The organism is Streptomyces sp. NPDC047042 (genome assembly GCF_040644035.1).
GTDB lineage: Bacteria > Actinomycetota > Actinomycetes > Streptomycetales > Streptomycetaceae > Streptomyces.
Window position 1 is genome coordinate 56789 of record NZ_JBEYVP010000042.1, and the last position, 26383, is coordinate 83171.

The following is a 26383-nucleotide window of genomic DNA, read 5'->3' on the forward strand; positions in this document are numbered from 1 at the left end:
AAGACGGCTCGCCAGCGCCCTATCGAGGAGGAACGACAGCGTGACCTACGTCATCGCGCAGCCTTGTGTCGACGTCAAGGACAAGGCGTGCATTGAAGAGTGCCCGGTCGACTGCATCTACGAGGGCTCCCGGTCCTTGTACATCCACCCGGACGAATGCGTCGACTGCGGCGCCTGTGAGCCGGTCTGCCCGGTCGAGGCGATCTTCTACGAGGACGACACTCCGGAGGAGTGGAAGGACTACTACAAGGCGAACGTCGAGTTCTTCGACGACCTCGGCTCGCCCGGCGGCGCCAGCAAGCTGGGCCTGATCGAGCGCGACCACCCCTTCATCGCCGCGCTGCCGCCGCAGAACGGCTGAGTTCGGCCCGTAGAGCCTGCGCCACCCCGGTCCCGTACGGCCTGATCGCCCCGATCTTGACGGCCGTACGGGACCGAGGCGTTTGCCGTACGTACGAAAGTGAGCCAGTGACCGTGTCCTCCGCAGTCTCCGACCGCCTTCCCACTTTTCCCTGGGACAAGCTGGAGCCGTACAAGAAGACGGCTGCCGCGCACCCGGACGGCATCGTCGATCTGTCGGTCGGCACGCCGGTCGACCCCGTTCCCGAGCTGATCCAGAAGGCGCTCGTCGCGGCGGCCGACTCGCCGGGCTACCCGACCGTCTGGGGCACGCCGGAACTGCGCGACGCCCTCACCTCCTGGGTCGAGCGGCGCCTCGGCGCCCGGGACGTCACCCACCGCCACGTCCTGCCGATCGTCGGCTCCAAGGAACTGGTCGCCTGGCTCCCGACCCAGCTGGGCCTCGGCCCCGGCGACAAGGTCGCCCACCCGCGCCTGGCCTACCCGACGTACGAGGTGGGCGCCCGGCTGGCCCGCGCCGAGTACGAGGTCTACGACGACCCCACCGAGCTGGACCCGACGAACCTCAAGCTGCTCTGGCTCAACTCGCCCTCGAACCCCACGGGCCGGGTGCTGAGCAAGGAGGAGCTGACCAGGGCGGTCGCCTGGGCCCGCGAGCACGGCGTACTGGTCTTCTCCGACGAGTGCTACCTCGAGCTGGGCTGGGAGGCCGACCCGGTCTCCGTGCTCCACCCGGACGTGTGCCGCGGCTCGTACGAGGGGATCGTGGCCGTCCACTCCCTCTCCAAGCGCTCCAACCTCGCCGGCTACCGCGCCGCCTTCCTCGCCGGCGATCCGGAGGTCCTCGGCCCGCTGCTGCAGATCCGCAAGCACGGCGGCATGATGACCTCGGCGCCCACCCAGGCGGCGGTCGTGGCCGCGCTCGGCGACGACACGCATGTGCGCGAGCAGCGCGAACGGTACGTGGCCCGGCGTACGGCCCTGCGCGAGGCCCTCGTACGGCACGGCTTCCGCATCGAGCACAGCGAGGCCAGCCTCTACCTGTGGGCCACCCGCGACGAGTCCTGCTGGGACACCGTCGCCCACCTCGCCGACCTGGGCATCCTGGTGGCGCCTGGTGACTTCTACGGCACCGCCGGCGAGACGTTCGTCCGCGTGGCCCTGACGGCGACGGACGAGCGGGTCGCGGCGGCGGTCGCCCGCCTGTAGTCCGTACGACGGTCAGCGCGACGGTCGTCAGTGCGACGGAGGGGCCCGGGGAAGATCCCCGGGCCCCTCCGCCATCACCTGGTCACCGCTGCTTGGTCAGCCCAGCGGCAGCCCGCCCGGCAGGGGCAGCTGGCCGCCGCCCGGCAGGCCCTTCGTGGGGAGCGCGTCCGTCGGCAGGCCGCCCTTCGTGGCGGTCTCGGCGGTGTCACCGAGAAGGGCACCGGCGTCGCCCGTCGCTCCACCGGCCGTCTTCTGCGCGGCGGGCGTGGCCTTCTTGGCGACCTTGCCGCCGGTCGCGCCCGCCGCCGGCACGGCCTTCTTGACCGTGTCGCCACCGGCTTGGCCCGCGAGCCCGGAGACGTTCTGAGCCGCGCCGTCGACCGTGTTGCCGACGTTCGCCCCGTCCAGGGCGGTCAGGCCGCCGAGGTTCGGGGTGGCCGGCAGACCGGCCGGGGCCGCGCTGGCCGAGCCGGCCGCACCGACCCCGGCTGCCGCTCCCGCTGCGACGAGCAGCGCTGCACGGGCGATCCGGCGGGTCAGGGGGAGGGACATGATGCTCCTGAGTGTCGGTTGACTGTTGATCGTCCGGACTCGGACGCAGTGACTACCGCTCGAAGGCCCCTGAAGGTTGCGGCGCCGTAATGTAAAGAGTTGGCAATGCGTCGCATTATCGGCTGCGGATAAAAACGGGCAAAGGCCACCCGGTCCGAAAGTCGGGTGAATCCTTGTGATGGGTTGCAGCCCTTTGTTCGCAAGGGTTTTGGCGGACAGTGCGCGGATGTGGGAGCGACTCGGCGAAAACCCGCGCAGACTTCCGCCCGCACCCGCCAGGAGTAACCCTCGCGAGTGATGTCCCGTACGCCTGCTCGTACTACTGCATGGTGACGATCCGGACCACGTCCGTGCCCTCACCTGTGCCCTCACCTGTGCCCTTGCCCGTGCCGACCGGGAGCCACTGGCTGTCGGTGTTTCCGGCCGTCCAACGGCGCCCCGCGTACGTGACGTTCTGGATGTGCAGCGCGGACGCGTTGGCCACCGCCCACTGGGCCAGCTGCCAGCCGCGCCGCAGGACCGTCGTCCCGGCGGCCTTGCCGGTGCCGGGCGGCACGGGAACCGCCACGGTGCGGCTCGCGGTGTCCGTCGTCGCGGTGGGGGAGGGCAAAGGGGTGGCCTTGGGACTGCGGCGCACCTCCGCGCCGGCCACGGCGAGCGCGTCGCGGCCGAAGTCCCGTACGAGCGCCGCCCGTACGGCGTCCGGGCCGCCGGCCGGGGTGTCGGTAGTGCGGCCCTCGCAGGTCAGCGTGGCCGCCGCGCGCCCGGTCAGGGCCGCGGCCAGCAGTACGGCGTCCGGCTCGTGCTTCGCGTAAGCCTCGGGGTAGCCGCTGCGCTGCACGCGCTGCGCGGCCACGGTGAGGGGGAGGCGCGTGTAGTCGGGGATCTTGACGAGGTGGTCGTAGAACTCGCCCGCCGAGTAGGTCGGGTCCAGGATCTCCTTCTCCGTGCCCCAGCCCTGCGAGGGCCGCTGCTGGAACAGGCCCAGTGAATCCCGGTCGCCATGGGTGATGTTGCGCAGCCCCGACTCCTGGATGGCGGTCGCCAGGGCGATCGCGACGGCCCGTTCGGGCAGCCCGCGCGTGGTACCGACCGCGGTGATCGTCGCCGCGTTCACCGCCTGCTCGGGGGTGAACGCGTAGGCAGCCCCGTCGCCCCCGGCCGAGACGACCTCGCAGTCCCTGTCCCCGGTGCCACCGGTGACGTACTGCACCGCGAGATACCCCGCGACAGCGAGCAGCACCAGAAAGGACGCCCCCCGACGGAGAAGGCGGCCGCGACGAGTGTAGGTGGCAGACGACTCCGGCATCCGTACAAGGTACTGGAGAGTAAGGAGTGCGACTTCCGTGACGGGTGAGGAGAGCAGTCGGAAGAAGGTGAGAGGACGGTGTGGAGGGGAGTGGGGCGGCTTGGGGGCGTGGTGGGCGGCGCGGCACGCGCGCCCTTCAGGGGCGCGGGGAACTGCGCGACCAGCCCCCACCGGGCGCGCGGGAGACCGTGGCGCGGGGCCGGGCGCGGCGGGGGGCCGTGGCGCGGAGCCGGGCGCCGCAGGCGGCGGTGCGGCGGCGCGTTAGGGTCGTCGGCATGGCCGATACCCCCCTTGACCTCTCGCTGGACGCCGCCCTCCTCACGGCGTGGCTCGTCGACTTCCCCTCCGAGAGCGGCAGCGAGAAACCACTCGCGGACGCGATCGAGACCGCCCTGCGCGCCCTCCCGCACCTCGCGGTCGAGCGGTACGGGAACAACGTCGTCGCCCGCACGAACCTGGGCCGCGCGGAACGCGTGATCCTGGCCGGCCACATCGACACCGTCCCGATCGCCGACAACGTCCCGTCGCGGCTCGACGACGACGGGGTGCTGTGGGGCTGCGGTACCTGCGACATGAAGTCCGGGGTCGCGGTGCAGTTGCGTATCGCGGCCACCGTGCCCGAGCCGAACAGGGACCTGACGTTCGTCTTCTACGATCAGGAAGAGGTCGCGGCCGAGCTGAACGGCCTCAAGCACGTGGCCGAGGCGCACCCGGAGTGGCTGGAGGGCGACTTCGCGGTGCTGCTCGAGCCGTCCGACGGTCAGGTGGAGGGCGGCTGCCAGGGCACGCTGAGGGTGCTGCTGAAGACGGCGGGGGAGCGGGCCCACTCGGCGCGCAGTTGGATGGGCTCCAACGCGATCCACGCGGCGGCCCCGATCCTGGCCAAACTGGCCGCGTACCAGCCGCGTTACCCGGTGATCGACGGCCTGGAGTACCGGGAGGGGCTGAACGCGGTCCGCATCGGGGGCGGAGTGGCGGGCAACGTCATCCCCGACGAGTGCGTGGTGACCGTCAACTTCCGTTACGCGCCGGACCGTTCGGAGGCCGAGGCGCTCGCGCACGTGCGTGAGGTGTTCGCGGACTGCGGGGTCACGGAGTTCGTCGTCGACGACCACAGCGGCGCCGCGCTCCCCGGCCTCTCCCATCCCGCCGCGGCGGCCTTCATCGAGGCGGTGGGCGGCATCCCGCAGCCCAAGTACGGCTGGACGGACGTCTCCCGCTTCAGCGCGCTCGGCATCCCCGCCGTCAACTACGGCCCCGGCAACCCGCACTTGGCGCACAAGCGGGACGAACGGGTGGAAACCGGAAAGATTTTGGCAGGCGAGGAACGGCTGCGGGCCTGGCTGACGTCATGACCCGGCACAGCACCTGAGCGTGCCCGAGCGCGCCGGGGAGCGGCGCTTCACGGCGGACATGCTCACGTCCCCCGCCCGTAACCGGCGGAGATCTACGCTGAGGTGGAACGACAGTAGGTGGAGGAAGGGAGCGGCCATGGCTACCGGCAACCCCGAGGACAAGCAGCAGCCACCGGAGGAGCAGCGGCTCGGACCGGTGCTGCGCAGACGCCAGCAGGTCCAGGCGAGCACCACCGACCAGCGTCTCCTCGACGCGGGCGGCCCCTCCGACTGGGTCCACACCGACCCCTGGCGGGTCCTGCGCATTCAGTCGGAGTTCATCGAGGGCTTCGGCACTCTCGCCGAACTCCCGCCCGCGATCAGCGTGTTCGGCTCGGCCCGGACCCCGGCCGACTCGCCGGAGTACGAGGCGGGCGTCCGTCTCGGCCGAGGGCTGGTCGAGGCCGGCTTCGCGGTGATCACGGGCGGCGGACCCGGCGCGATGGAGGCGGCGAACAAGGGCGCGTGCGAGGCGAAGGGTGTCTCGGTGGGGCTGGGTATCGAGCTTCCCTTCGAGCAGGGGCTCAACCCCTACGTCGATATCGGCCTGAACTTTCGGTACTTTTTCGTACGAAAAATGATGTTCGTAAAGTACGCACAGGGGTTCGTGGTCCTGCCCGGCGGCCTCGGCACCCTGGACGAACTCTTCGAGGCCCTCACCCTCGTCCAGACGCAGAAGGTCACGCGCTTCCCGATCGTCCTCTTCGGAAGCGAGTACTGGGGCGGTCTGGTGGACTGGGTGACGAACACCCTCATCGCCCAGGGCAAGGCATCGGAGAAGGACCTGCTCCTCTTCCACGTTACGGACGACGTGGACGAGGCGGTAGCACTGGTGTCCAAGGAGGCGGGCCGCTAGACGCCGCCCCCAAACGCCGGACGAGCTGGCATTTCAGCCCCTCCGGCGTTTGAGGAGCGGGGTCTGGGGCGGAGCCCCAGAAGGACGGGACGGGTAGGGGCGGCGGGGGCGAAGGAAACCCCTATGCCAACCCCCGCCGGGCCACCGCCGGAGGCCGGTGGCCCGCGATCGACGCCACCATGTCCAGCACCTGCCGCGTCTCCGCCACCTCATGCACGCGATAGACCCGCGCCCCCAACCACATCGACACCGCCGTCGTCGCCAACGTCCCCACCAGCCGTTCCTTCAACGGCCTGTCCAACGTCTCCCCCACGAAGTCCTTGTTGGACAGGGACACCAGCACCGGCCACCCCGTCTCCACCATCTCCCCCAGCCGCCGCGTCGCCTCCAGACTGTGCCGCGTGTTCTTCCCGAAGTCGTGCCCGGGATCGATCATCACCGACTCCCGCGGCACCCCCAGCGCGACCGCCCGCTCGGCCAGCCCGACAGTCACCCGCAGGATGTCGGCCATGACATCCTCGTACGCCACCCGATGCGGCCGCGTCCGAGGCTCCGCACCGCCCGCGTGCGTGCACACCAGCCCCACCCCGTACCGCCCCGCGACTTCCGCGAGCCGCGGATCGACGCCGCCCCACGCGTCGTTCAGCAGATCCGCGCCGGCCTCGCACACGGCCTCGCCCACATCGGCCCGCCAGGTGTCCACGCTGATGATCACGTCGGGGAAGCGGCGCCGCACCTCGGCGACGAAGCCGACAGTCCGCCGCGCCTCCTCCGCCGCCGTCACCTCTTCGCCCGGACCCGCCTTCACCCCGCCGATGTCGATGATGGCAGCACCCTCTGACATCGCCTGCTCCACGCGCGCGAGCGCCGGCTCGTCGCGGAAGGTGGCTCCCTGGTCGTAGAAGGAGTCGGGGGTGCGGTTCACGATCGCCATGATCACCGGCTCGTGCGCGTCGAACTCACGCCTGCCCAGTCTGAGCATCGCCTGCGACCCCTCCTAGTAATCAGCCCTGTATTAGGCCGCCTGCGACCCTAACTGCCAGACTCGCATGGCACGATCGGAGCCTGCCGCATTCGGCACAGGCACTTTGATCAACTGGATCAACCCGATCCACCTGCTCAACCCGATCCGTCCGAACCCCGTGGGGACCCAGCGATGTTGATGTTCTTGTTCCTGGTCGTCGCGCTCGCCGTCGTGGTCGCCGCGGTGACGCTGGCCGTGGTCGGCGGCGGCGAGACCGCCGTCCTGCCGGAGGTCGCGCCGGAACGGCTCCAGGACCTCCTGCCGCTCGATCGCCCGGTCGGCCGCGGCGACGTCGAGTCCCTCCGCTTCCCGGTCGCCGCCCGCGGCTATCGCATGTCGGACGTCGACGACGCGCTCACCCGCCTCGGTGCCGAACTCGCCGAGCGGGACGCCCGTATCGCCAACCTGGAGTCCGCGCTGGCCGGTGCCCAGGCCGTGTCCCGGGTCACCCTGGACAAGCAGGCCGAGGACGGCGAGCAGTGAGCGACGCCGGAGGCGCCCTGGCCGGTCCGGACGGCGCTCTGCGCTGCCCCTGGGCGCTGTCCACACCTGACTACGTGGCGTACCACGACGAGGAGTGGGGCCGCCCGGTCCACGGCGACGACGCCCTGTTCGAACGGCTCTCCCTGGAGGCCTTCCAGTCCGGCCTCTCCTGGATCACCATCCTGCGCCGCCGCCCGGGCTTCCGTACCGCCTTCGCCGACTTCAAGATCTCGTCCGTCGCGGTCTTCACGGACGCCGACCGTGAACGGCTCCTCGCCGACGCCGGCATCATCCGCAACCGTGCGAAGGTCGACGCGACGATCGCCAACGCGCGCGTGCTGGCCGACTGGGCCCCGGGCGAGCTGGACGAACTGATCTGGTCCCACGCCCCCGACGCGGCCGACCGCCCGGCTCCCCGGACCCTCGCCGACGTACCGGCGATCACCGACGAGTCCACCGCCCTGTCCAAGGCCCTGAAGAAGCGCGGGCTGCGTTTCGTGGGCCCCACGACCGCGTACGCGCTCATGCAGGCGTGCGGACTGGTGGACGACCACCTGGAGACCTGCGTGGCAAGAGGCGCCCCGTACCGGACTAACGCCCCAGGTACTTCGGCTTCTCCTTGTTGACGAACGCCTCCACCGCGATCATGTGGTCCGCCGACGCACCCGCGCGTGTCTGGAGTTCGTCCTCCTTCTCCAGGGTCTCCTCCAGGGAGTGGGTGAACCCGTACGCCACCGCCTCCTTGAGGGCCGCGTACGCCACCGTCGGGCCCTCGGCCAGGGCCCGTGCCGTCTTCTCGGCCTCCGCCCGCAGTTCCGCCGAGGGGACGACCCGGTTCGCGATGCCCAGCTCGTACGCCTCCTGCGCCTTGATGCTGCGCGGGAACAGCAGCAGGTCGGCGGCGCGGCCGGGGCCGACCACGCGCGGGAGCGTCCAGGAGACGCCCGAGTCGGCGGTCAGCGCCACGCCGGCGAACGACGTGTTGAAGGCGGCCGTGTCCGCGACGACCCGGTAGTCCGCGGCGAGCGCGAAGCCGAAGCCGGCCCCGGCCGCGACGCCGTTCACGCCCGCCACCACCGGCTTGGGCATGCCCGTCAGCGCCCGCACGATCGGGTTGTAGTGCTCGCGGACCGTCGTCATGGTCTGGCCCGTGCCGGCCTCACGGTCGGAGGCCAGCAGCCCGATATGCTCCTTGAGGTCCTGGCCCACGCAGAACGCCCGGTCACCGGCGGCCGTCAGCAGCACCGCCCGTACGGCGTCGTCCGTGGCCGCCGCCTGGACCGCCTCCCGGAGTGCGACCTTGGTCGCGATGCTCAGCGCGTTCATCGCCTCGGGGCGGTTCAGCGTGATCGTCGCCAGCCCGTCGTGCACCTCGTAGAGCACGGTGTCGGCCATGGGGATCCCCTCCGGTGTCGCGGATGCGTCGTCGTACGTACTACTGATCAGTACGTCCTCGTCCCATGACAGCATGGCGGAGATCATGCGCGGAGGAGCGGGCGGGTCATGTGACCTGCGTCAAAGAATTCCGGTTCGGCCGCGGTCTGTTCGAGTCGGCGGGGCGGCGCAGTATCGCAGCCACATCGCCGAATTGGGTGGTTTTGCTCGCGCGCGTTGCCCAAGCGATGCCGACTGATGTTGGTCATAGGGTCCTGAGATGCGGGATAATGGCCTGGAAGCAATGTGTTCGATGCCGGTGACGTGTGTCCCATGAGGGGATCTGCGTGCCCTCCTAAGGGGCCGTCGGCGACGATGAGCTGGTTTCAGGAAGGGGAACGAGCATGGCGGCCATGAAGCCGCGGACGGGCGATGGCCCGCTCGAGGTGACAAAGGAGGGGCGGGGCATCGTCATGCGAGTTCCGCTCGAAGGCGGCGGTCGGCTCGTCGTCGAGCTGACCCCTGACGAGGCTGACGCCCTGGGCGATGCCCTCAAGAAGGTCGTCGGCTGACGCGCGGACGCGTCCATACCCTTTCAGCTGCCCCGGCATCGTGCGCTTACGGTGCCGGGGCACTGTTTTGCCCCCCGCCCCGCCCGCCCCGACCACCTGGCCCGCCCCGGAGAGGTTTCAGCGCCTCAGCGCTTGACCGCGCACAGCAGTCCGTCGCCCACGGGCAGCAGGGACGACACCAGTTCCGGACTCTCCCGCACCGCGCGCAGCAGCTCCCGCAGCCGTATGACCTCGGTGGGCTGGGGCCCCGAATCGACCGTCCTGCCATTGGCGAAGACGCCCTCGAAAACGACCAGGCCACCCGTACGGAGCAGACGCAACGATTCAGCTAGACACTCCAGGCTCTCCAGCCGGTCGCCGTCGCAGAAGACGAGGTCGTAACCGGCGTCCGCGAGCCGGGGCAGCACGTCCAGGGCGCGGCCCGGGATGAAGCGGGCGCGGTTGCTGGCGAATCCGGACGCGCGGAAGGCCTGCCGGGCGAACTGCTGGTGATCCGGCTCGGGGTCGACCGTCGTCAGGACCCCGTCCGCGCGCATGCCCTGCAGGAGATACAGACCCGAGACGCCCGTCCCGGTCCCGATCTCCGCCACCGCCTTCGCGTCCACGGAGGCGGCCAGCAGCCGTAGCGCGGCGCCCGTGCTGGGCGCGACCGAGCGCAGCCCCGCCTCGCGGGCCCGGTCACGGGCCCAGCGCAGTGCTTCGTCCTCGGCGACAAAGGCGTCGGCGAACGCCCAGCTCGTCTGCCGGTTGCCGGTAATGACCCTCTCCTGTCCCCGTGGTTGCCTGGGCGTGACTGTATCCGTTGCGGCCGGGAACCTGCTGATGGGACCGGGCGTTTAGAGGGGTGCGGGACGAGGTGGGGCAGACAGGTCGAGGAACCAGGGACAAGAGACAAGAGAAGGACAAGGGGGATGAGCGGATGGACCGGCACACCGGGTACACCGGCGACGCGGTACAGGTGCTGGCGCGGCCGGATGAGCCGGATCAGCACGCATCAATTTCTCGTAAAACCGCTTATCCGGAGCTAACGGGCGAGGTGGCTATGGTAGGGGCTCCACTGGACACCACCAGAGCCGACAGGGGAGGTGCGGCTGCGCCTGTGGATCGAGGAGGAGCGCTCCGGCGCCTTCTTGGATCAGCGGGCAGGCCGAAATCCGTGAACAAGACCGCTGCTGACCCCAGCCACGCCGCTGACCGAGCCCAGACCGCGACCTTCACCACCGACGCGGACGGGCAGGCGTGGACTCCGCCCACGTGGGAGGAGATCGTCAGCACGCACAGCGGCCGCGTCTACCGCCTGGCATACCGCCTGACCGGCAACCAGCACGACGCCGAGGACCTCACGCAGGAGGTCTTCGTCCGCGTCTTCCGCTCCCTGTCGACGTACACGCCCGGCACCTTCGAGGGCTGGCTGCACCGCATCACCACCAACCTCTTCCTGGACATGGTCCGCCGCAAGCAGCGCATCCGTTTCGACGCCCTCGGCGACGACGCGGCCGAGCGTCTGCCCAGCCGCGAGCCGTCCCCGCAGCAGGTCTTCAACGACGCGCACTTCGACGCCGACGTCCAGCAGGCGCTGGACACCCTCGCGCCCGAGTTCCGCGCCGCCGTCGTCCTCTGCGACATCGAGGGACTGTCGTACGAGGAGATCGCCGCGACTCTCGGCGTGAAGCTCGGTACGGTCCGCTCGCGTATCCACCGTGGTCGCTCCCAGCTCCGCAAGGCCCTCGCGCACCGCTCTCCGGAGGCCCGTTCCGAGCGCCGCTTCGCGGTGCCACGGGTGGCCGCGCTGGGAGGAGGGGGCGCGACCGCGTGAGTGGATCACGGCCGTACTCTGCCGAGCGTCGCCTCGCCGAGCAGCATCTGGGAGACCGGCTCTCCGCCCTGGTGGACGGAGAACTCGGTCATGAGACGCGGGAACGCGTCCTGGCGCACCTGGCCACCTGCGCGAAGTGCAAGGCGGAGGCCGACGCACAGCGCCGACTGAAGAACGTCTTCGCGGAGATGGCCCCGCCGCCACCTTCGGAGAGCTTCCTGGCACGTCTCCAGGGTCTGCCCGGAGGAGGTGATTCCGACTCCGGCGGCTCACCGCTGGGCGGGGGAGGATTCGCCGACGGACTCTCCGGGTTCCCCGGAGGGGCGGGTTCCGGCTCAGGGGTCTTCGGGGTGAGAGGTGAGGGGTTCGGGTACGTTCCCGCCCGGCCGCACACCTCCGTGCTCCCGTCGTCCGCGCCGGGCCGGGGATTCCGTATCCACGACGTCGGACGTCACGATGCCGACCGCTCGTCCTCGCGCGGCCTGCGGTTCGCGTTCGCCGCCGCCGGCGCGGTGTCGCTGGCCGCGATCGCGCTGGGCGGGGTGTCGACGGGCGTTCCCGGCGACACCGATGCCCGGGGCACCTCCGGGGGCAGCAATGTGACGCCGATGCGCCCGCAGGGCGGCGGGACCTCGACGGCTCCCGAGAGCCAGCGGCGCCGATCGGCCGGCCCGCTGTTCACCCAGGGCCTGGGACAGGGGACGTTCGGACAGGCGCCGGTGGCGTCGACGGAGGCGTCCGCGCCGCTGCTGCCGGGCATACCGGCGCCTGCCTCCGGGGTCCGGGAGCGCGCGGCCATGCATCCGCTGACCACGCCCGTCGTGGCCGCCGCCGCGGTGCTGTCCCCGCTCATACAGCCGCTGGCGGCCCCGAACATCGCCCTGACCTCGTGGTCCTCGGCCCCCGAGACCGCGGTCCAGGGCCTGCTCATGGCACCGGCGCCCGACTCGTCCCCCTCACCGTCCTCGTCGGCCTCCACGACCACGTCCACGTCGGACACGGTCCGCTGATCCCACGAACCTGGTTGAATCCGAGGTGCGGGCCGCACAACGGCGGGCCAGGTGTGGGGAGAACATGAACGAGGGGAAACCGGCGAAGGCCAACTGGTGGAGCCGGTCTCGGGAGGACGAGCAACCGGAGTCGGAGGCGGAGCCGCTGCCAGGGCCGGGCCCGGCCGAGCCGGACGCGCGTAGCGAGGCCCCGGCCGACTCCGTAACCGTCGAAGTCGCCGCCGGAACCGACTCCGGCGGCGACTTCGAGCTGCCACCGCCGGTAGCCCCTGGGCCGCCGGCTCCGGCCGCGCCGCCCGTACCGGAGCCCGCGGAGGCCGCCGACTCCGGGCCCGCCGTCGAGGCGGGCCCCCGGTCGCTGCACGACCCCGACCCCTACAGCACCCCGCCCTACGGCCATCCCGGGCCCTGGGCGCCCGCTCCGCCGGTCCAGCACCCCGCGATGGCCCCGGCGCACGGTGCGGCCGTACCGGAGCCGCAGACGCCTGCGGACAGCCCCGGGCCCTGGGCGCCCGCTCCGCCGGTCCAGCACCCCGCGATGGCCCCGGCGCACGGTACGGCCGTACCGGAGCCGCAGACGCCTGCGGACAGCCCCGATCCCTGGCGCCGCTACGACCCCTGGGCGCCCGTCGGCCCCCTCCAGCAGAACGGTGCCGGCACCGCCGCCGGCCCGCCGGGGACGCGCAAGCGGGGGCTGCTCGTCGGCGCCCTGGTGATCGCGCTGCTCTCCGGGGGCGTCGGCGGGGTCGTCGGGTCCTATCTGCAGCGGCATCAGGGGGACAGCGACCGTATCCGGCTGTCGCAGACCGGGAAGGACGAGACCGTCGGGCGAGCACCCGACAGCGTGGCCGGGATCGCCGCGCGTGCGCTGCCCAGCGTGGTGACGCTACGGGTGCGCGGCGCCGGAGCCGAGGGCACCGGCACCGGGTTCGTGCTCGACGGCAGGGGCCACATCCTCACCAACAACCACGTCGTCGAGCCCGCCGGCGCCGACGGCAAGGTGACGGTGACGTTCAGCGGCGGCGAGAGTGCCGAGGCCGAGATCGTCGGACGGGACACCGGCTACGACCTCGCCGTCGTCAAGGTGAGCGGAGTCGACGGACTGCGGCCGGTGGTCCTCGGGAACTCCGACAACGTGGCCGTCGGTGACCCCGTCGTCGCCATCGGAGCCCCCTTCGACCTCGCCAACACCGTCACCTCCGGCATCATCAGCGCCAAGGAACGGCCCATCACCGCCGGGGGCGACAGCGGCGACGGAAGCGACGTCTCGTACGTCGACGCGCTCCAGACCGACGCGTCCATCAACCCGGGCAACTCCGGCGGACCGCTGCTCGACGCCCGGGCCAGGGTCGTCGGGATCAACTCCGCGATCCGCTCCGCCGGCAGCGGCTCGGGGTCGGCCGGCGCACAGGCCGGTTCGATCGGGCTCGGGTTCGCCATCCCCATCAACCAGGGCAAGCGGGTCGCCGAGGAACTGATCAACACCGGCAGGGCGACCCACCCCATCATCGGCGTCACCCTCGACATGGACTACAACGGCGACGGCGCGCGCGTGGGCACGAACGGCGAGGACGGCGGGCCCTCGGTCACCACCGGCGGCCCCGGCGACCGGGCCGGCCTGGAGGCCGGCGACGTCATCACCGAGGTCGACGGCCGACGCGTGCACTCCGGCGAGGAACTGATCGTCAAGATCCGCGCCCACCGCCCCGGCGACCGGCTGGAGCTGTCCCTGCTGCGCGGTGGCAGGCAGCGGACGGTCTCCCTCGTCCTCGGCTCCTCGGGCGGCAACTGACAGAAACGTCACAGGTGGTGTGCCCGTACGGCCTGCCGCAAGGCAAACATCGCGGAAAACAGGCCGTGTACACACACTCTTGGTCCCCTGGACGGTACCGGTGGGACAGGATGGCCGGGTACCGTGGAACCGGCCCGGACCACGGAAGACCGCGAAGACCGCACGGACCGCCGAGGGCCGAGGACCGAGGACATCGCAAGGAGCTTCAGGTGTTCAATGACATAGGACCGCTCGAGCTGGTGACGCTCGTGCTCCTCGCCGTGCTCGTCTTCGGCCCGGAGAAGCTTCCGAAGATGATCCAGGACGTCACGCGCACCATCCGCAAGATCCGGGAGTTCTCGGACAGCGCGAAGCAGGACATCCGCCAGGAGCTGGGCCCGGAGTTCAAGGACTTCGAGTTCGAGGACCTGAACCCCAAGACGTTCATCCGCAAGCAGCTGGACAACGACGAGCTGGGGCTCAAGGAGATCCGCAACGGCTTCGACCTGAAGAAGGAGATGGCCGAGGTCACGGACGCGGTCCACGGCCGCGACTCGGACACGTCGTCGTCCTCCTCTTCGTCGTCGTCCTCGGCGGGTTCCTCCGGTGGCACCGTCGACATGACGAAGAAGCCCGAGCCGGACGAGCGCCCGCCCTTCGACGCGGACGCCACCTGACCGTCGTAGGTCCGCGCGTGACGTGATTCATACTCCGACCGGGCCCCGTACGGCCTGATCCGGACGTCCGCGCGGCCCGCGTGCCGGGCGCTTTCCCTGCTGCTCGGAGCGGTGTGGCTATGCTGCCGAGTTGTTGTGGGGCCGTATATGGGCGAACAACGCCGCCCGAAGGGGGGCGGGCCGTCCGGGCCTACGAGAACGAGGAGGCGTCCGGGTACATGGAGACGACAAGTCGGGTGGGCGCGCAGGCGCCGGCCGCGGAGGGTGGACAACAGGTCCCCTCCGCCCGGCGCACGGTCGACGGCTATCTGCTGGCGCCCTTCCCGTGGTACGGCCTCGACGAGGCCTTCACGGGACCGCGCTGGCTGATGCAGGTGGGTACGGCGGCCGACGGTGCCGTCGAACACGGTTCGATCGGGCACGGCGACGAACCCTCCGTACGGCACGAGGCCATGGGGGAGGACAAGGAGCGGTTCGCGGTGGTCGTCACCGTGGCCGCGAACCCCGTACGGCGCAGTGCGGACGGCACGGGGCTGCTGGAGGCCACGTCGGTGTCCTCGGCGGCCTGGCTGGCCGGTGTGGGGCTACTGTCCTTCACCTGGCCCGGACAGATGGACCACACCCTGCGGGACGACTGGCTGGACCAGCAGACGGAGACGGCGTGGGTTCTCGCGGACGATCTCGCCGGTGAGGACTGGACCACGCTGTCCCTGCCGGTCGACGGGGTGCCTACGCCGTTCCACTACCGGGAGTCCGAGTTCGGGTGGGTGCTGGCCGGGTCTACGCAGGCGGGGGTGCATGTGGGGGCGTATGGGCGGGGGATGAGTGCGTACGGGTTGGGCTTTGCCGTGATCAAGGATATTGGCGTGTACGCATGAGAGAGGGGCGCCGTTGGTTTTCGGCGCCCCATCGTCATTCGTCTTCAGGAGTTCGGGCGACTGCGGGCCGTCCGTGGCTGGTCGCGCAGTTCCCCGCGCCCCTGGGTCCGCTCCTCTAGAACTTGTTTTTCGGAGTGATCCCCAGCGACAGTCCCGAAAGACCCCGTGCCCTGCCGCCCAGTTTGCCCGCGATGGTGCGTAGGGCCGTGCCTGCCGGGGAGTCGGGGTCGGAGAGGACCACCGGCCTGCCGTCGTCGCCGCCCTCGCGGAGGCGGACGTCGATCGGGATGGAGCCGAGGACCGGGACCGTGGCGCCGGTCGTGCGGGTGAGGCCGTCGGCGACGGTCTGGCCGCCGCCCGTGCCGAAGACGTCGACCATCTCGCCGCAGTGCGGGCAGGGCAGCCCGGCCATGTTCTCGACCACGCCGACGATCTTCTGGTGGGTCTGGACGGCGATGGCGCCGGCCCGCTCGGCCACCTCGGCCGCCGCCTGCTGAGGCGTCGTCACGACCAGGATCTCGGCGTTCGGGACCAGCTGGGCCACCGAGATCGCGATGTCACCGGTGCCCGGCGGGAGGTCGAGGAGAAGGACGTCCAGGTCGCCCCAGAACACGTCCGCCAGGAACTGCTGCAGAGCCCTGTGGAGCATCGGGCCGCGCCAGACGACCGGGGCGTTGCCCGGGGTGAACATGCCGATGGAGATGACCTTCACACCGTTCGACGACGGCGGCATGATCATGTTCTCGACCTGGGTCGGACGGCCCTCCACGCCCAGCATGCGCGGCACGCTGTGGCCGTAGATGTCGGCGTCGACCACGCCCACCTTGAGGCCGTCGGCCGCCATCGCCGCCGCCAGGTTGACGGTGACCGACGACTTGCCGACACCGCCCTTGCCGGACGCGACCGCGTACACGCGCGTGAGGGAGCCCGGCTTGGCGAAGGGGACCTCGCGCTCGGCCTGGCCGCCGCGCAGGGCGGACGCCAGTTCCTTGCGCTGGTTGTCGCTCATGACGTCCAACTCGACGGCGACGCTCGTGACGCCCTCGACCCGCGAGACCGCCTCCGTCACGTTCTTCGTGATCGTGTCGCGCATCGGGCAGCCGGAGACCGTCAGGTACACGGCGACCGCGACCGCTCCGTCCGCGCCGATCTCCACCGACTTCACCATCCCCAGTTCGGTGATGGGTCGCTGGATCTCGGGGTCGTTCACCGTCGCCAGTGCCTCGCGCACCGCGTCTTCCGTAGCCATAGCCCCGATGGTACGGGTCCGCACCTGGCCCCCGGAAAGCCCGTCACCGGTCTTCTACGTCACGCCCCCGCGGCCGTTCTGCCGGGAATACCCCGGGTCGGTCCGGAGACCCGTCCGCGTACCGCTCCTCCAGCTCCTTGACCAGGTCCTGGAGCTCGGAACGGATCCAGTCCCGGGTCGCGACCTCGCCGAGGCCGGCCCGCAGGGAGGCGATCTCGCGGGTCAGGTACTCGGTGTCGGCGATCGACCGCTCGTTCTGTTTGCGGTCCTGCTCGAGGTTGACGCGGTCGCGGTCGTCCTGCCGGTTCTGCGCGAGCAGGATCAGCGGGGCCGCGTAGGAGGCCTGGAGCGACAGCATCAGCGTCAGGAAGATGAAGGGGTAGTGGTCCCACCGCAGGTCGGCGGGTGCGGACACGTTCCACACCACCCACACGATGATGACGACCGTCATCCAGACGATGAACCGCCCGGTCCCGAGGAAGCGCGCGATGCGTTCGGACAGCCGTCCGAAGGCCTCCGGGTCGTACTCGGGCAGCAGCCGGCGCCGGGGCGCCCGCGGCTGGTCGAGGCGCACCCGGGAACGGGAGGCCGCGGTGGCGCCACTGGCGGCGCGCTCCCGGGCACCGCCCTCACGCTCACGCTCGGGCGCCATGGACACCCCCTTCCTCGGCCTCGGAGTCGTCGGCGTCGGCGTCGGTGTCACCATCGGTGTCGTTGTCGTCGAGGTGGAACTCCGTCTCCCGCCAGTCCTCGGGCAGCATGTGGTCGAGGACGTCGTCCACGGTCACCGCGCCCAGCAGCGACCCGCTCTCGTCGACGACCGGCGCCGCCACCATGTCGTACGTCGCGAAGAAACCGGCGACGACCGGGAGTTCGGCGTCCGGCGAAAGCGGCTGCAGATCGTCGTCGACGAGCGAGCCGACCAGGGTGTACGGGGGGTCGCGCAGCAGCCGCTGGAAGTGGACGGCGCCCAGGTACTTGCCGGTCGGCGTCTCGTCCGGCGGACGGCACACGTACACCTGGGCGGCGAGCGCGGGGGACAGGTCGGGCTCGCGGATCCGGGCCAGCGCGTCGGCCACGGTCGCGTCGGGGCGCAGCACGATCGGCTCGGTCGTCATCAGACCGCCCGCCGTGTCCTCCCGGTACGCCATCAGCCGGCGCATGTCGGCCGCGTCGGCGGGCTGCATCAGGCTCAGCAGCCGCTCCTTGTCGGCCTCGGGCAGCTCGCCCAGCAGGTCGGCGGCGTCGTCCGGGTCCATCGCCTCCAGGACGTCGGCGGCCCGCTCCTCCTTGAGCTTGCCGAGGATCTCGATCTGGTCGTCCTCGGGCAACTCCTCGAGTACGTCGGCCAGCCGGTCGTCGTCGAGAGCGGCGGCGACCTCCGCGCGCCGCTTGGCGGAGAGGTGGTGCAGGACGTTCGCGAGGTCGGCGGGGCGCAGTTGCTCGAAGGTGGCGAGGAGGCTCTCGGCGCCCTGTCCGTCCTCCTCCAGGGAGAAACCGGTGACGGCGGACCAGTCCACGGTCAGCGTCTCGCCGGTGTTGCGCCGGAAGGCTCCGCCACGGCCCTTCTTCCGTACGAAGACCCGTTCGATCTCCCAGTCGCGGCGGGCCGGCAGCTGTCGTACCGCCACGTCCAGGACGGTGACCTCCTCGCCGGTCTCGCCCAGGGTGACGCGCCGGTCGAGCAGTTCGCCGAGGACGAGCCGCTCGGTGGGGCGCTGCTCGAAGCGCCGGACGTTGAGCACACCCGTCGTGATGACCTGGCCCGACTCGATGCCGGTGACGCGGGTCATGGGCATGAACACGCGGCGCCTGGTGGTGAGTTCGACGACGAGGCCGAGCAGCCGGGGCGGGCGGTTGCCGACGCGCAGCATGGCGACGAGGTCGCGTACCCGGCCCACCTGGTCGCCGTTCGGGTCGAAGACCGCCGTACCGGCGAGGTGCGAGACGAAGACCCGGGAGGAGCCTGCCGCCATGCCAAGCCTCCTGCCTCGGGTGCGCTGTGGGGAGCGCGTCGGATTGCGTCCAAGGGTTCCGAATTGCCTGCTCGGATGCGCTTCAGGCTAGCCCGTCCGGTTCGGCCGCGCCCTGGTGGGGGGTCCGGACGGACTGGCTCCGCCGGGGGCCCACGGCACCGGTACGCTGCCGTCCACACCCCTCAGGACACCCGTACGAGAGGCAGCCCCACCTGTGTCTGTGAAACCCCGTGGCCGTACCCGCAGCGCCGGACTGGTGAGCGCGATGTGCGCGCTGGTGGTGACGGGGACCGGGCTGCTGACGGGTTGCGGTGCCGACCCGGACGAGGGCACGAACGGGGTCGGCAAGCTGCCGGCCGACACCATCCAGACCAAGACCCGCAAGGCCGCCACGACCGCCGACGCGGTACGGCTGTCCGGGACCGTGGTGACCAGCGGGACCACGTACACCCTGGACATGCAGCTCAAGAGCGACGGCGGCACCGGCTCGGTCACCGCGAAGGGGTCGACGTTCCGGTTGCTGCGGGTCGGGGAGCACCTGTTCCTGAAGGCCGACGCCGCGTTCTGGAGCCACGAGGACGGCGCCAAGGGCGACGACAGCGACTCGGACGCGGCAGCCGCCGAGAAGCTCGGGGGCCTGTTCGTGAAGGTGCCGACGGGCGACCCCTCGTACAAGAAGTTCAGCGGTTTCACCGACAAGGACGTCCTCCTGGACGGCCTGCTCACCCTGCACGGCAGCCTCGCCACCGACGGCCACCACAAGCAGTCGGGCGTCCGCACGATTCGCATCACCGGCGACGAGGGCTCGGGCGGCACCCTGGACGTCTCCCTCGAGGGAGCCCCCTACCCCCTGCGCCTGGTACGCGCGGGCGGCGCGGGCACCCTCCTCCTGAGCGACTGGGGCAAGGACTTCCCCCTGGAAGAACCCAAGAAGGACGAAACGGTCGACTACGGCCAACAACTACCGACCTCCTGAATTCATCTCCGGCGCGGGAAACCGCAGGCTTTTAGGGGCGCGGGGAACTGCGCGACAAGCCCCCGCCGCCCCGCAGCGAACGAACTAGCCAACGGACCGCTTCCGCTTTCTGAACAGCAGCCGCGGCAACCCCGCCGGGATTGCTTCCCGCGTCGTCGCAGACGTAGGCACCGGCGGCGCCGACAACGATCCGTCCGGCAATGGCCGCGTCTCCCCGGCGCGAACAACGAGCCGCACAACCCTGCATTCCCGCGCCCACCGATCGGGCATGGCCTCCCCGTCAGGCGCGTTCAACCGCTTCCCCTTCAGCTCGGCGACAGCCCCCTCCCACTCGGGGGACCGAGGCGCGACCTCCACAACGGTCGCCGCCCACGTGACCAGCCGCCCGCCCTTGTCCTTGCTGCGGACGGTGACCTCCGCCTCCGCCCCCTCGGAGAGCCCCGGCAGCGGCTGCTCACCGGGCCCGTCGCCGACCAGGACGGCCGCGCCCTCGTGCCACACGTGCCACAGGGCGCGGGCGGGACCGGTGGGGCCCTGGACCCAGATGAGCCCGGACTTCTTCGTGGCCTCCTCGACGAGGGCCCGGTCGAGCAGCGTGTCAGTCATGGGCAAAGCGTAGCGATGCCCTGTGACAGCGAGGTGGGGCCTCGTCACAGCCAGCCGTTGCGCTTCAGCGTGCGGTGGATGCCCACACACATGCCGATCATGGCCGTCATGACCACGGGGTAGCCAAACTTCCAGTGCAGTTCCGGCATGTAGTCGAAGTTCATGCCGTAGACCCCGCACACCATCGTCGGTACGGCGATGATCGCCGCCCAGGACGTGATCTTGCGCATGTCCTCGTTCTGCGCGACGGAGGCCTGGGCGAGGTTGGCCTGGAGGATCGAGTTGAGCAGCTCGTCGAAGCCGATCACCTGCTCCTGGACCCTGGCGAGGTGGTCGGCGACATCGCGGAAGTACTTCTGGATGTCGGGGTCGATCAGCCGCATCGGCCGCTCGCTCAGCAGCTGCATGGGCCGCAGCAGCGGCGACACCGCCCGCTTGAACTCCAGGACCTCGCGCTTGAGCTGGTAGATCCGGCCGGCGTCCGTACCGCGCGGGGTGCCCTTGCGGCCCGGTGAGAATACCTCCGTCTCGACCTCGTCGATGTCGTCCTGCATGGCGTCCGCGACCGCGACATAGCCGTCGACGACGTGGTCGGCGATGGCGTGCAGTACGGCGGAGGGGCCCCTGGCGAGCAGCTCGGGGTCGTCCTGGAGGCGGTGGCGCAGGGCGCGCAGGGAACCCTGGCCGCCGTGCCGGACGGTGATGAAGAAGTCCCGCCCGGTGAAGCACATGACCTCGCCGCTCTCCACGACCTCGCTGGTCGCGGTGAGTTCGGCGTGGTCGACGTAGTGGATCGTCTTGAAGACGGTGAAGAGCGTGTCGTCGTACCGCTCCAGCTTGGGCCGCTGGTGGGCCTGGATGGCGTCCTCCACGGCGAGCGGGTGGAGCCCGAACTCGCTGGCGATACCGGAGAACTCGGCCTCCGTCGGCTCGTGCAGACCGATCCACACGAAGCCGCCGTCGCGCCGCACCTTGCGCATCGCCTCGTGCGGCGTGAGCGTCTTCGGCGTCTCGACCCGGGCGCCGTCGCGGTAGACGGCGCAGTCGACGACGGCGGAGGGCGTCGAGGGGTCGCGGGTGGTGTCGTACGTGCTGCCGTCCTTGCGCAGGGACGGACGGGACGGACGGACCGCGGCACGCAGGTTGTGGATCATCGACATGTGGCAGGCTCCTTCGCGACACGCAACGAAAGACCGCCGACAACGACTGGAACTGCCCGGAATGGGGACGTCCTGACTGAGGATGTTTGGCACGTCCACAAAGCGGGGAGCACCGCACCGTCGCGGTGGTGAGCTTCGCTGCTGATTCAGAACTGACTGAGATCACATGGATCAGGCAAAACGAAACCAAGTGCTCTTCCGCGACGACGCGAACGCGATGACGCGAATGCGAGAGTGACAGCCAGCGGGAGTAGGCCGGAGCGACTACGTCAAGCGACTACATCAGCGGGCGGAAGAGCGGGTGCTACTGCACGGATGACTTCGATCCATTGCAGCCCCACCTCCTCCGGCCGGTCCCTCGTGAGGGACGATCCATTCCCCGTCAAGGGGAGCCCCCTGAGGGGAACTTCAGCGGTGTGCGGGACGTTGTACCGACGCTTGCGCGTGCTGCCCGAACCCGGCCTAGGGTAACAGCCGACAGAACTGTCAAGGTGCTCGTTTGCCCGTAACTGACGAGTTCTATGCTCGCCGCATGGCTGATGTTCTTCCTCTGGTCGAGGCCCGGCTGCGTACGACGCTGGGCGAACCGGACGCGCGCGCCGCGGTCACCTTCCTCGGTACGGACCGCGTCGAGGTGCTGCGCTTCAGGGACCGGGACCAGGACGGGGAACTCGTCCGCTACGCCACGCTCGGCATGTCCGCCCAGCCGATGGCCGACCCCACCGCGGTGCTCGCCGACCCGGTGAAGGGCCCGCGCGCCGAACTGCTCATCTCCGTCCGGGCCGGCCTCGCCGACACCGACAAGGTGCTGCGCCCGCTCGCGATCCTCGCCGCGTCCCCGCAGGTCGAGGGTGTGATCGTGGCCCCCGGCGCCTCACTCGACGTCGGGGAGCCGCTGTGGCCCGGGGCCCCCTTCACCTCGGTGCTGGTCGCCGAACCGGGCGGCCTGGTCGAGGACCTGGAGCTCGACGAGCCCCTGGACCCCGTACGCTTCCTGCCGCTGCTGCCGATGACCCCCAACGAGGCCGCCTGGAAGCGCGTCCACGGCGCCCAGGCCCTCCAGGAACGCTGGCTCACGAACGGGACGGACCTACGGGACCCGGCCCGCAGATCCGTCCCGCTGGACTGACCCTCGTACGTCTTCTCGAAGTGACCGATGTCACCAACCGGCGCCCGGAGGAAGCCAGTTGACGGCGAACGGTCCATCAGGTGCAGCGCTCAGTTCGCGAACACGGCGACACTGTCCTCCGTCGCGTGCCGAGTCTCCAGTTCCTCGACCTCGTGGGTGAGCGACTTCCGCCGTACGACGACCACCGCCGCGCCGAGCACGGCGGTGACCGCCGCGACCACGAAGGGCATGTGGATGTCGCTCCACTCCTCGATCTTCGGCGCGAAGTACGGGGCCGCGGCCGCCGCGAACCAGCGCACGAAGTTGTAACCGGCGCTCGCCACCGGGCGCGGCGCGTCCGACACGCCCAGCGCCAGTTCGGTGTAGACGGTGTTGTTCACGCCGATGAACGCGCCCGACAGGATCGTGCAGACAACGGCGACGGTGTGGCTGCCGTAGCCCAGGACCAGTACGTCGACGGCGAGCAGCACCAGTGAGCCGCCGAGAACCGTCAGCGAGCCGAACCGCCGCTGCAGGCGCGGTGCCACGAGCACGGACGAGACGGCGAGCAGCAGACCCCAGGCGAAGAACACGGCCCCGGACCGGTAGGGCGTCATGTCGAGCACGAAGGGGGTGAAGGCCAGCACGGTGAAGAACGTGTAGTTGTAGAAGAAGGACGAGATCGCGGCGGAGGCCAGTCCGCCGTGGCCGAGCGCCTTGATCGGGTCGAGCAGTGACGTCTTCCGGGCCGGCTTCGGCTGCTCCTTCAGGAACACCGTGATGCACAGGAAGCCGACGGCCATCAGGAACGCGGTGCCGAAGAAGGGGTAGCGCCAGCTCGCGTTGCCGAGCAGGGCGCCCAGCAGGGGGCCGCACGCCATGCCGAGGCCCAGGGCCGATTCGTACAGCAGGATCGCCGTGGCGCTGCCGCCGGCCGCCGCGCCGACGATCACCGCGAGGGCCGTCGACACGAAGAGGGCGTTGCCGAGCCCCCAGCCGGCCCGGAAGCCGACCAGTTCGGCGACCGAGCCCGATGTGCCGGCCAGGCCCGCGAAGACCACGACGAACGCGAGTCCGAGCAGCAGGGTCTTCCTGCCGCCGATGCGGCTCGAGACGAAGCCGGTGACCAGCATCGCCACGGCGGTGATCAGGAAGTACGACGTGAAGAGCAGGGAGACCTGGCCGGCCGTGGCGTCCAGGCCCTTGGCGATGGACGGCAGGATCGGGTCGACGAGCCCGATGCCCATGAAGGCGACGACGGACGCGCCCGCGGTCGCCCAGACGGCCTTCGGCTGGCGGAGGAGTCCTCCCGTGTTTTCCGTGCTGCTGTGCATGCCCGCTCCTTCTCCTTCACTTCGACCCGCTGCACCCGACCCGCGAGGGGATCGTTGGTGTATGCACATACTAAGTTAGAGTAGCTAATTAATGCAAGCTACATCTATTTCGTCTGATGGAAAGGGTGGAAACCTGTCACTCCGGACGGGTGATCGTCCTTGACGGGAGGGAGGACGGGGAGGACCGTGGGGCTCTATGAGGGGCGAACCCAGTTGCCCGAAGTGTGGTGGCCGGGTCAGGGCTCCCGGACTCTTCTCCGACTCCTGGCAGTGTGATGCGCACGGGACGGTGCATCCGCTGCAGCCCGTGATCCCGCCCAGCGTCGAGGCCCTCAGTGTCGTGGTGCACCGCACGCAGGTGCCGGTGTGGATGCCGTGGCCGCTGCCGGTCGGCTGGCTGTTCACGGGCGTGGGCTGCGCGGGCGACGACCGCAGCGGCGGCCGTGCGACGGCGGTGGCCTGTACGGGCCCCGGCCCCCTCGGCGGCATGGGCGAGCTGATCCTGGTCGCGGAGGAACTCGGTGTCGGACTCGGTGCGCGGTACGCGGGCATCGACGGGCCCGACCCGGGGCCGTACATGAACGTCGAGAAGCCGGCCGAGGCGAAGGTGCTGGCTGCGGGTCGGCCGACGCCGCTGTGGCATGTCGCGGGTGGGCCCGACGACCGTGCGGTGTTCGCGGGTGAGGCGCTGGGGCTTTGGCTGTGGGCGGTGGTGTGGCCCGAGCAGTCGGGGTTGCTGATGTACGACGAACTGGTGCTGACGGATCTGCGGGATGCGGGGGCCGAGGTGGAGTTGGTGCCTTGCGGGGCGTTGTCGCCCCGGTTGCTTCAGCCTTAGTTCTTCGAGCCGCGCTTCAGGGGCGAATCGGTTTGGGGTGGCTGGTGTGTGGGGCGGGCTTGCGGTCGGTGGGGGCTTGTCGCGCAGTTCCCCGCACCCCTGGGGGTCGGCTCATGTAAGGGGTGTTCTCCTGCTTCAGGTGTGACACGTGGACCTCTGGAGGCCGGTATGCTTGGCGTGTCTTGTTCACCCCGTCGCTGCCTGGAGTCCGCACCGTGCGCATTGATCTGCACTGCCACTCCACGGCCTCCGACGGTACGGACACGCCCGCCGAGCTGGTGCGCAACGCCGCCGCTGCCGGGCTCGACGTCGTCGCGCTGACCGACCACGACACGACCCGGGGGTACGCCGAGGCGATCGCCGCGCTGCCCGCCGGGCTCACGCTGGTCACCGGGGCCGAGCTGTCCTGCCGGCTCGACGGAATCAGCCTGCACATGCTGGCCTACCTGTTCGACCCCGAGGAGCCCGAGCTGTTCGCCGAGCGTGAGCTGGTGCGGGACGACCGGGTGCCGCGGGCCCGGGCCATGGTGGCCAAGCTGCAGGAGCTGGGCGTACCGATCACCTGGGAGCAGGTCGCGCGGATCGCCGGTGACGGTTCCGTGGGCCGGCCGCACGTGGCCACCGCGCTGGTCGAGCTGGGCGTCGTACCGACCGTGAACGACGCCTTCACCGGGAGCTGGCTGGCCGACGGCGCCCGGGCCTACGTACCGAAGCACGAGACCGACCCCTTCGAGGCGCTGCGCCTGATCAAGGGGGCCGGCGGGGTTGCCGTGTTCGCGCACCCGGCCGCGAGCAAGCGGGGGCGGACGGTGCCGGAGTCCGTGATCGCGGAGCTGGCCGCCGCCGGGCTCGACGGCATCGAGGTCGACCACATGGACCACGAACCGGCGACCCGGTCGCGACTGCGCGGCCTCGCGGCGGAGCTGGGACTGCTGGGCACCGGCTCGTCCGACTACCACGGCAGCCGCAAGACCTGCGTGCTCGGGGAGTACACCACGGACCCCGAGGTGTACGGCGAGATCACCCGGCGGGCCACAGGCGCGTTCCCGGTACCGGGCACCGGCGGAGCCTGAGCCCCAGGACGCGGCCTCCCTCCTCGCCGTAACTCACCTCACCTCACCTCGCCTCGCATGAGCCGTGCCGCTCTGCGCTGCGCCCTTCCCGCTTCCCGTATCTACGCAAGGCTCGCCCACCCATGTTCGACGTCGCCATTTTCGGTTCGCTCTTCCTCACCCTGTTCGTGATCATGGATCCCCCTGGGATCACCCCGATCTTTCTCGCGCTCACCGCCGGTCGCCCCGCCCGCGTCCAGAAGCGGATGGCGTTCCAGGCGGTGTGCGTGGCCGGCGGCGTGATCACCGTGTTCGGGCTGCTCGGGCACCAGATCCTGGACTATCTGCACGTCTCCGTGCCGGCCCTGATGATCGCCGGCGGGCTGCTGCTCCTGCTGATCGCCCTCGACCTGCTCACCGGCAAGACGGACGAACCCAAGCAGACCAAGGACGTGAACGTCGCTCTCGTGCCGCTCGGCATGCCGTTGCTCGCGGGCCCCGGTGCGATCGTGTCGGTCATCCTGGCCGTCCAGAAGGCGGACGGCGCGGCCATGCAGGTGTCGGTGTGGGCGGCGATCCTGGCCGTCCATGTCGTGCTGTGGGTGGTGATGCGGTACTCGCTGCTGATCATCCGCGTCATCAAGGACGGGGGTGTGGTGCTGGTGACCCGGCTCGCCGGGATGATGCTGTCCGCGATCGCCGTGCAGCAGATCATCAACGGGATCACCCAGGTGATCCAGCAGAGTTGAGCCGGTCGACCGTGACGAGGTTCGTACGCAGAACCCCCGTACGGCATGGG

Annotated in this window: 28 protein-coding genes; 17 read left to right on the top strand and 11 right to left on the bottom strand. The window is 70.5% G+C overall.

From position 1 onward, the window contains the following. Positions 1-40 precede the first annotated feature (40 nt). Both fdxA and ABZ855_RS38165 read left to right on the top strand, forming a co-directional pair. The gene (gene fdxA, locus ABZ855_RS38160; protein ID WP_019889199.1) at positions 41-361 is read left to right on the top strand and encodes a ferredoxin; all 321 of its coding nucleotides are present in this window, start codon (positions 41-43) and stop codon (positions 359-361) included. A 113-nt stretch (positions 362-474) separates the two neighbouring features. After that, positions 475-1569: a bifunctional succinyldiaminopimelate transaminase/glutamate-prephenate aminotransferase gene (locus ABZ855_RS38165; RefSeq protein ID WP_360815147.1), complete on the top strand. Its 1095-nt coding sequence runs from the start codon at positions 475-477 to the stop codon at positions 1567-1569. 96 nt (positions 1570-1665) lie between these two features. Here ABZ855_RS38165 and ABZ855_RS38170 read toward each other — a convergent pair whose 3' ends face one another. Together ABZ855_RS38170 and ABZ855_RS38175 are read right to left on the bottom strand one after the other, a co-directional pair. Then, the gene (locus tag ABZ855_RS38170; protein ID WP_360815053.1) at positions 1666-2121 is read right to left on the bottom strand and encodes an ATP-binding protein; all 456 of its coding nucleotides are present in this window, start codon (positions 2119-2121) and stop codon (positions 1666-1668) included. 319 nt (positions 2122-2440) lie between these two features. Further along, positions 2441-3430, bottom strand: a complete 990-nt coding sequence (locus tag ABZ855_RS38175; protein ID WP_360815056.1) for a heavy metal transporter — start codon at positions 3428-3430, stop codon at positions 2441-2443. A gap of 275 nt (positions 3431-3705) precedes the next feature. Here ABZ855_RS38175 and dapE point away from each other — a divergent pair, with 275 nt between their 5' ends. Beyond that, entirely contained in the window at positions 3706-4785 is a 1080-nt protein-coding gene (gene dapE, locus ABZ855_RS38180; RefSeq protein WP_360815059.1) for a succinyl-diaminopimelate desuccinylase, read from the top strand. Between the two features lie 136 nt (positions 4786-4921). Next, positions 4922-5680, top strand: a complete 759-nt coding sequence (locus ABZ855_RS38185) for a TIGR00730 family Rossman fold protein (protein ID WP_360815062.1) — start codon at positions 4922-4924, stop codon at positions 5678-5680. A gap of 121 nt (positions 5681-5801) precedes the next feature. Here ABZ855_RS38185 and folP read toward each other — a convergent pair whose 3' ends face one another. Next, a complete protein-coding gene (gene folP / locus ABZ855_RS38190; protein ID WP_360815065.1) occupies positions 5802-6662 on the bottom strand; it encodes a dihydropteroate synthase in 861 nt (286 codons plus the stop codon). 174 nt (positions 6663-6836) lie between these two features. On the opposite strand from folP, the gene ABZ855_RS38195 reads away from it, so the two are divergent. Together ABZ855_RS38195 and ABZ855_RS38200 are read left to right on the top strand one after the other, a co-directional pair. Beyond that, positions 6837-7187, top strand: a complete 351-nt coding sequence (locus ABZ855_RS38195; protein ID WP_319210697.1) for a DivIVA domain-containing protein — start codon at positions 6837-6839, stop codon at positions 7185-7187. Beyond that, entirely contained in the window at positions 7184-7813 is a 630-nt protein-coding gene (locus tag ABZ855_RS38200) for a DNA-3-methyladenine glycosylase I (protein WP_360815068.1), read from the top strand. Before ABZ855_RS38195 ends, ABZ855_RS38200 begins: the two co-directional genes overlap by 4 nt. On the opposite strand, the gene ABZ855_RS38205 is transcribed toward ABZ855_RS38200, so the two are convergent. Further along, on the bottom strand, positions 7779-8582 hold the full coding sequence (locus ABZ855_RS38205) for an enoyl-CoA hydratase-related protein (protein WP_360815150.1): 804 nt from the start codon (positions 8580-8582) through the stop codon (positions 7779-7781). The two genes, ABZ855_RS38200 and ABZ855_RS38205, sit on opposite strands and share 35 nt — an antisense overlap. 383 nt (positions 8583-8965) lie before the next feature. Here ABZ855_RS38205 and ABZ855_RS38210 point away from each other — a divergent pair, with 383 nt between their 5' ends. Continuing rightward, positions 8966-9133 (top strand): DUF3117 domain-containing protein, encoded by a 168-nt coding sequence (locus ABZ855_RS38210; protein ID WP_003966491.1) that lies wholly within the window; start codon positions 8966-8968, stop codon positions 9131-9133. A gap of 125 nt (positions 9134-9258) precedes the next feature. Here the strand turns inward: ABZ855_RS38210 and ABZ855_RS38215 are convergent, their stop codons facing one another. Beyond that, complete coding sequence (locus tag ABZ855_RS38215) at positions 9259-9957, bottom strand: O-methyltransferase (RefSeq protein WP_360815153.1); 699 nt, start codon at positions 9955-9957, stop codon at positions 9259-9261. Between the two features lie 218 nt (positions 9958-10175). Between ABZ855_RS38215 and sigE the strand changes: the two genes are divergently transcribed. The 5 genes from sigE (at position 10176) to ABZ855_RS38240 (ending at position 15285) form a co-directional block, all read left to right on the top strand. Further along, entirely contained in the window at positions 10176-10949 is a 774-nt protein-coding gene (gene sigE / locus ABZ855_RS38220; RefSeq protein ID WP_319210700.1) for an RNA polymerase sigma factor SigE, read from the top strand. Then, positions 10946-11959: an anti-sigma factor gene (locus tag ABZ855_RS38225; RefSeq protein ID WP_360815072.1), complete on the top strand. Its 1014-nt coding sequence runs from the start codon at positions 10946-10948 to the stop codon at positions 11957-11959. Before sigE ends, ABZ855_RS38225 begins: the two co-directional genes overlap by 4 nt. 64 nt (positions 11960-12023) lie before the next feature. Further along, positions 12024-13751, top strand: a complete 1728-nt coding sequence (locus tag ABZ855_RS38230; RefSeq protein ID WP_360815075.1) for a trypsin-like peptidase domain-containing protein — start codon at positions 12024-12026, stop codon at positions 13749-13751. Positions 13752-13960: 209 nt separating this feature from the next. Continuing rightward, positions 13961-14407 (top strand): sec-independent translocase, encoded by a 447-nt coding sequence (locus tag ABZ855_RS38235; protein WP_319210704.1) that lies wholly within the window; start codon positions 13961-13963, stop codon positions 14405-14407. Between the two features lie 218 nt (positions 14408-14625). Further along, positions 14626-15285 carry a hypothetical protein gene (locus tag ABZ855_RS38240; protein WP_319210706.1) on the top strand — a complete coding sequence of 220 codons (660 nt, stop codon included), beginning with the start codon at positions 14626-14628 and terminating at the stop codon, positions 15283-15285. Positions 15286-15400: 115 nt separating this feature from the next. Here ABZ855_RS38240 and ABZ855_RS38245 read toward each other — a convergent pair whose 3' ends face one another. Genes ABZ855_RS38245 through ABZ855_RS38255 form a run of 3 tightly spaced genes read right to left on the bottom strand, consistent with a single transcriptional unit; the run spans position 15401 to position 18510 of the window. Beyond that, complete coding sequence (locus ABZ855_RS38245; protein ID WP_360815080.1) at positions 15401-16534, bottom strand: Mrp/NBP35 family ATP-binding protein; 1134 nt, start codon at positions 16532-16534, stop codon at positions 15401-15403. A gap of 43 nt (positions 16535-16577) precedes the next feature. Next, positions 16578-17186, bottom strand: a complete 609-nt coding sequence (locus tag ABZ855_RS38250) for a DUF1003 domain-containing protein (protein WP_360815083.1) — start codon at positions 17184-17186, stop codon at positions 16578-16580. After that, on the bottom strand, positions 17170-18510 hold the full coding sequence (locus tag ABZ855_RS38255; protein ID WP_360815086.1) for a CBS domain-containing protein: 1341 nt from the start codon (positions 18508-18510) through the stop codon (positions 17170-17172). Before ABZ855_RS38255 ends, ABZ855_RS38250 begins: the two co-directional genes overlap by 17 nt. Positions 18511-18775: 265 nt before the next feature. On the opposite strand from ABZ855_RS38255, the gene ABZ855_RS38260 reads away from it, so the two are divergent. Beyond that, positions 18776-19486, top strand: a complete 711-nt coding sequence (locus tag ABZ855_RS38260) for a hypothetical protein (protein ID WP_360815156.1) — start codon at positions 18776-18778, stop codon at positions 19484-19486. 84 nt (positions 19487-19570) lie between these two features. Here ABZ855_RS38260 and ABZ855_RS38265 read toward each other — a convergent pair whose 3' ends face one another. Next, positions 19571-20092: a hypothetical protein gene (locus ABZ855_RS38265; RefSeq protein WP_360815089.1), complete on the bottom strand. Its 522-nt coding sequence runs from the start codon at positions 20090-20092 to the stop codon at positions 19571-19573. A gap of 44 nt (positions 20093-20136) precedes the next feature. After that, complete coding sequence (locus ABZ855_RS38270; RefSeq protein ID WP_360815092.1) at positions 20137-21252, bottom strand: magnesium and cobalt transport protein CorA; 1116 nt, start codon at positions 21250-21252, stop codon at positions 20137-20139. Between the two features lie 532 nt (positions 21253-21784). On the opposite strand from ABZ855_RS38270, the gene ABZ855_RS38275 reads away from it, so the two are divergent. Then, positions 21785-22381 carry a suppressor of fused domain protein gene (locus tag ABZ855_RS38275; RefSeq protein WP_360815095.1) on the top strand — a complete coding sequence of 199 codons (597 nt, stop codon included), beginning with the start codon at positions 21785-21787 and terminating at the stop codon, positions 22379-22381. A gap of 89 nt (positions 22382-22470) precedes the next feature. On the opposite strand, the gene ABZ855_RS38280 is transcribed toward ABZ855_RS38275, so the two are convergent. Next, the gene (locus tag ABZ855_RS38280) at positions 22471-23694 is read right to left on the bottom strand and encodes an MFS transporter (protein ID WP_360815098.1); all 1224 of its coding nucleotides are present in this window, start codon (positions 23692-23694) and stop codon (positions 22471-22473) included. A 196-nt stretch (positions 23695-23890) separates the two neighbouring features. Here ABZ855_RS38280 and ABZ855_RS38285 point away from each other — a divergent pair, with 196 nt between their 5' ends. The 3 genes from ABZ855_RS38285 to ABZ855_RS38295 all read left to right on the top strand — a co-directional run bounded on the left by ABZ855_RS38285 (position 23891) and on the right by ABZ855_RS38295 (position 26333). Next, on the top strand, positions 23891-24532 hold the full coding sequence (locus ABZ855_RS38285; RefSeq protein WP_319210723.1) for a DUF6758 family protein: 642 nt from the start codon (positions 23891-23893) through the stop codon (positions 24530-24532). A gap of 215 nt (positions 24533-24747) precedes the next feature. Further along, positions 24748-25605, top strand: coding sequence for a PHP domain-containing protein (locus ABZ855_RS38290; RefSeq protein WP_360815102.1), 858 nt, complete (start codon positions 24748-24750; stop codon positions 25603-25605). 122 nt (positions 25606-25727) lie between these two features. Further along, complete coding sequence (locus tag ABZ855_RS38295) at positions 25728-26333, top strand: MarC family protein (RefSeq protein WP_360815104.1); 606 nt, start codon at positions 25728-25730, stop codon at positions 26331-26333. The last annotated feature ends 50 nt before the right edge of the window (positions 26334-26383 follow it).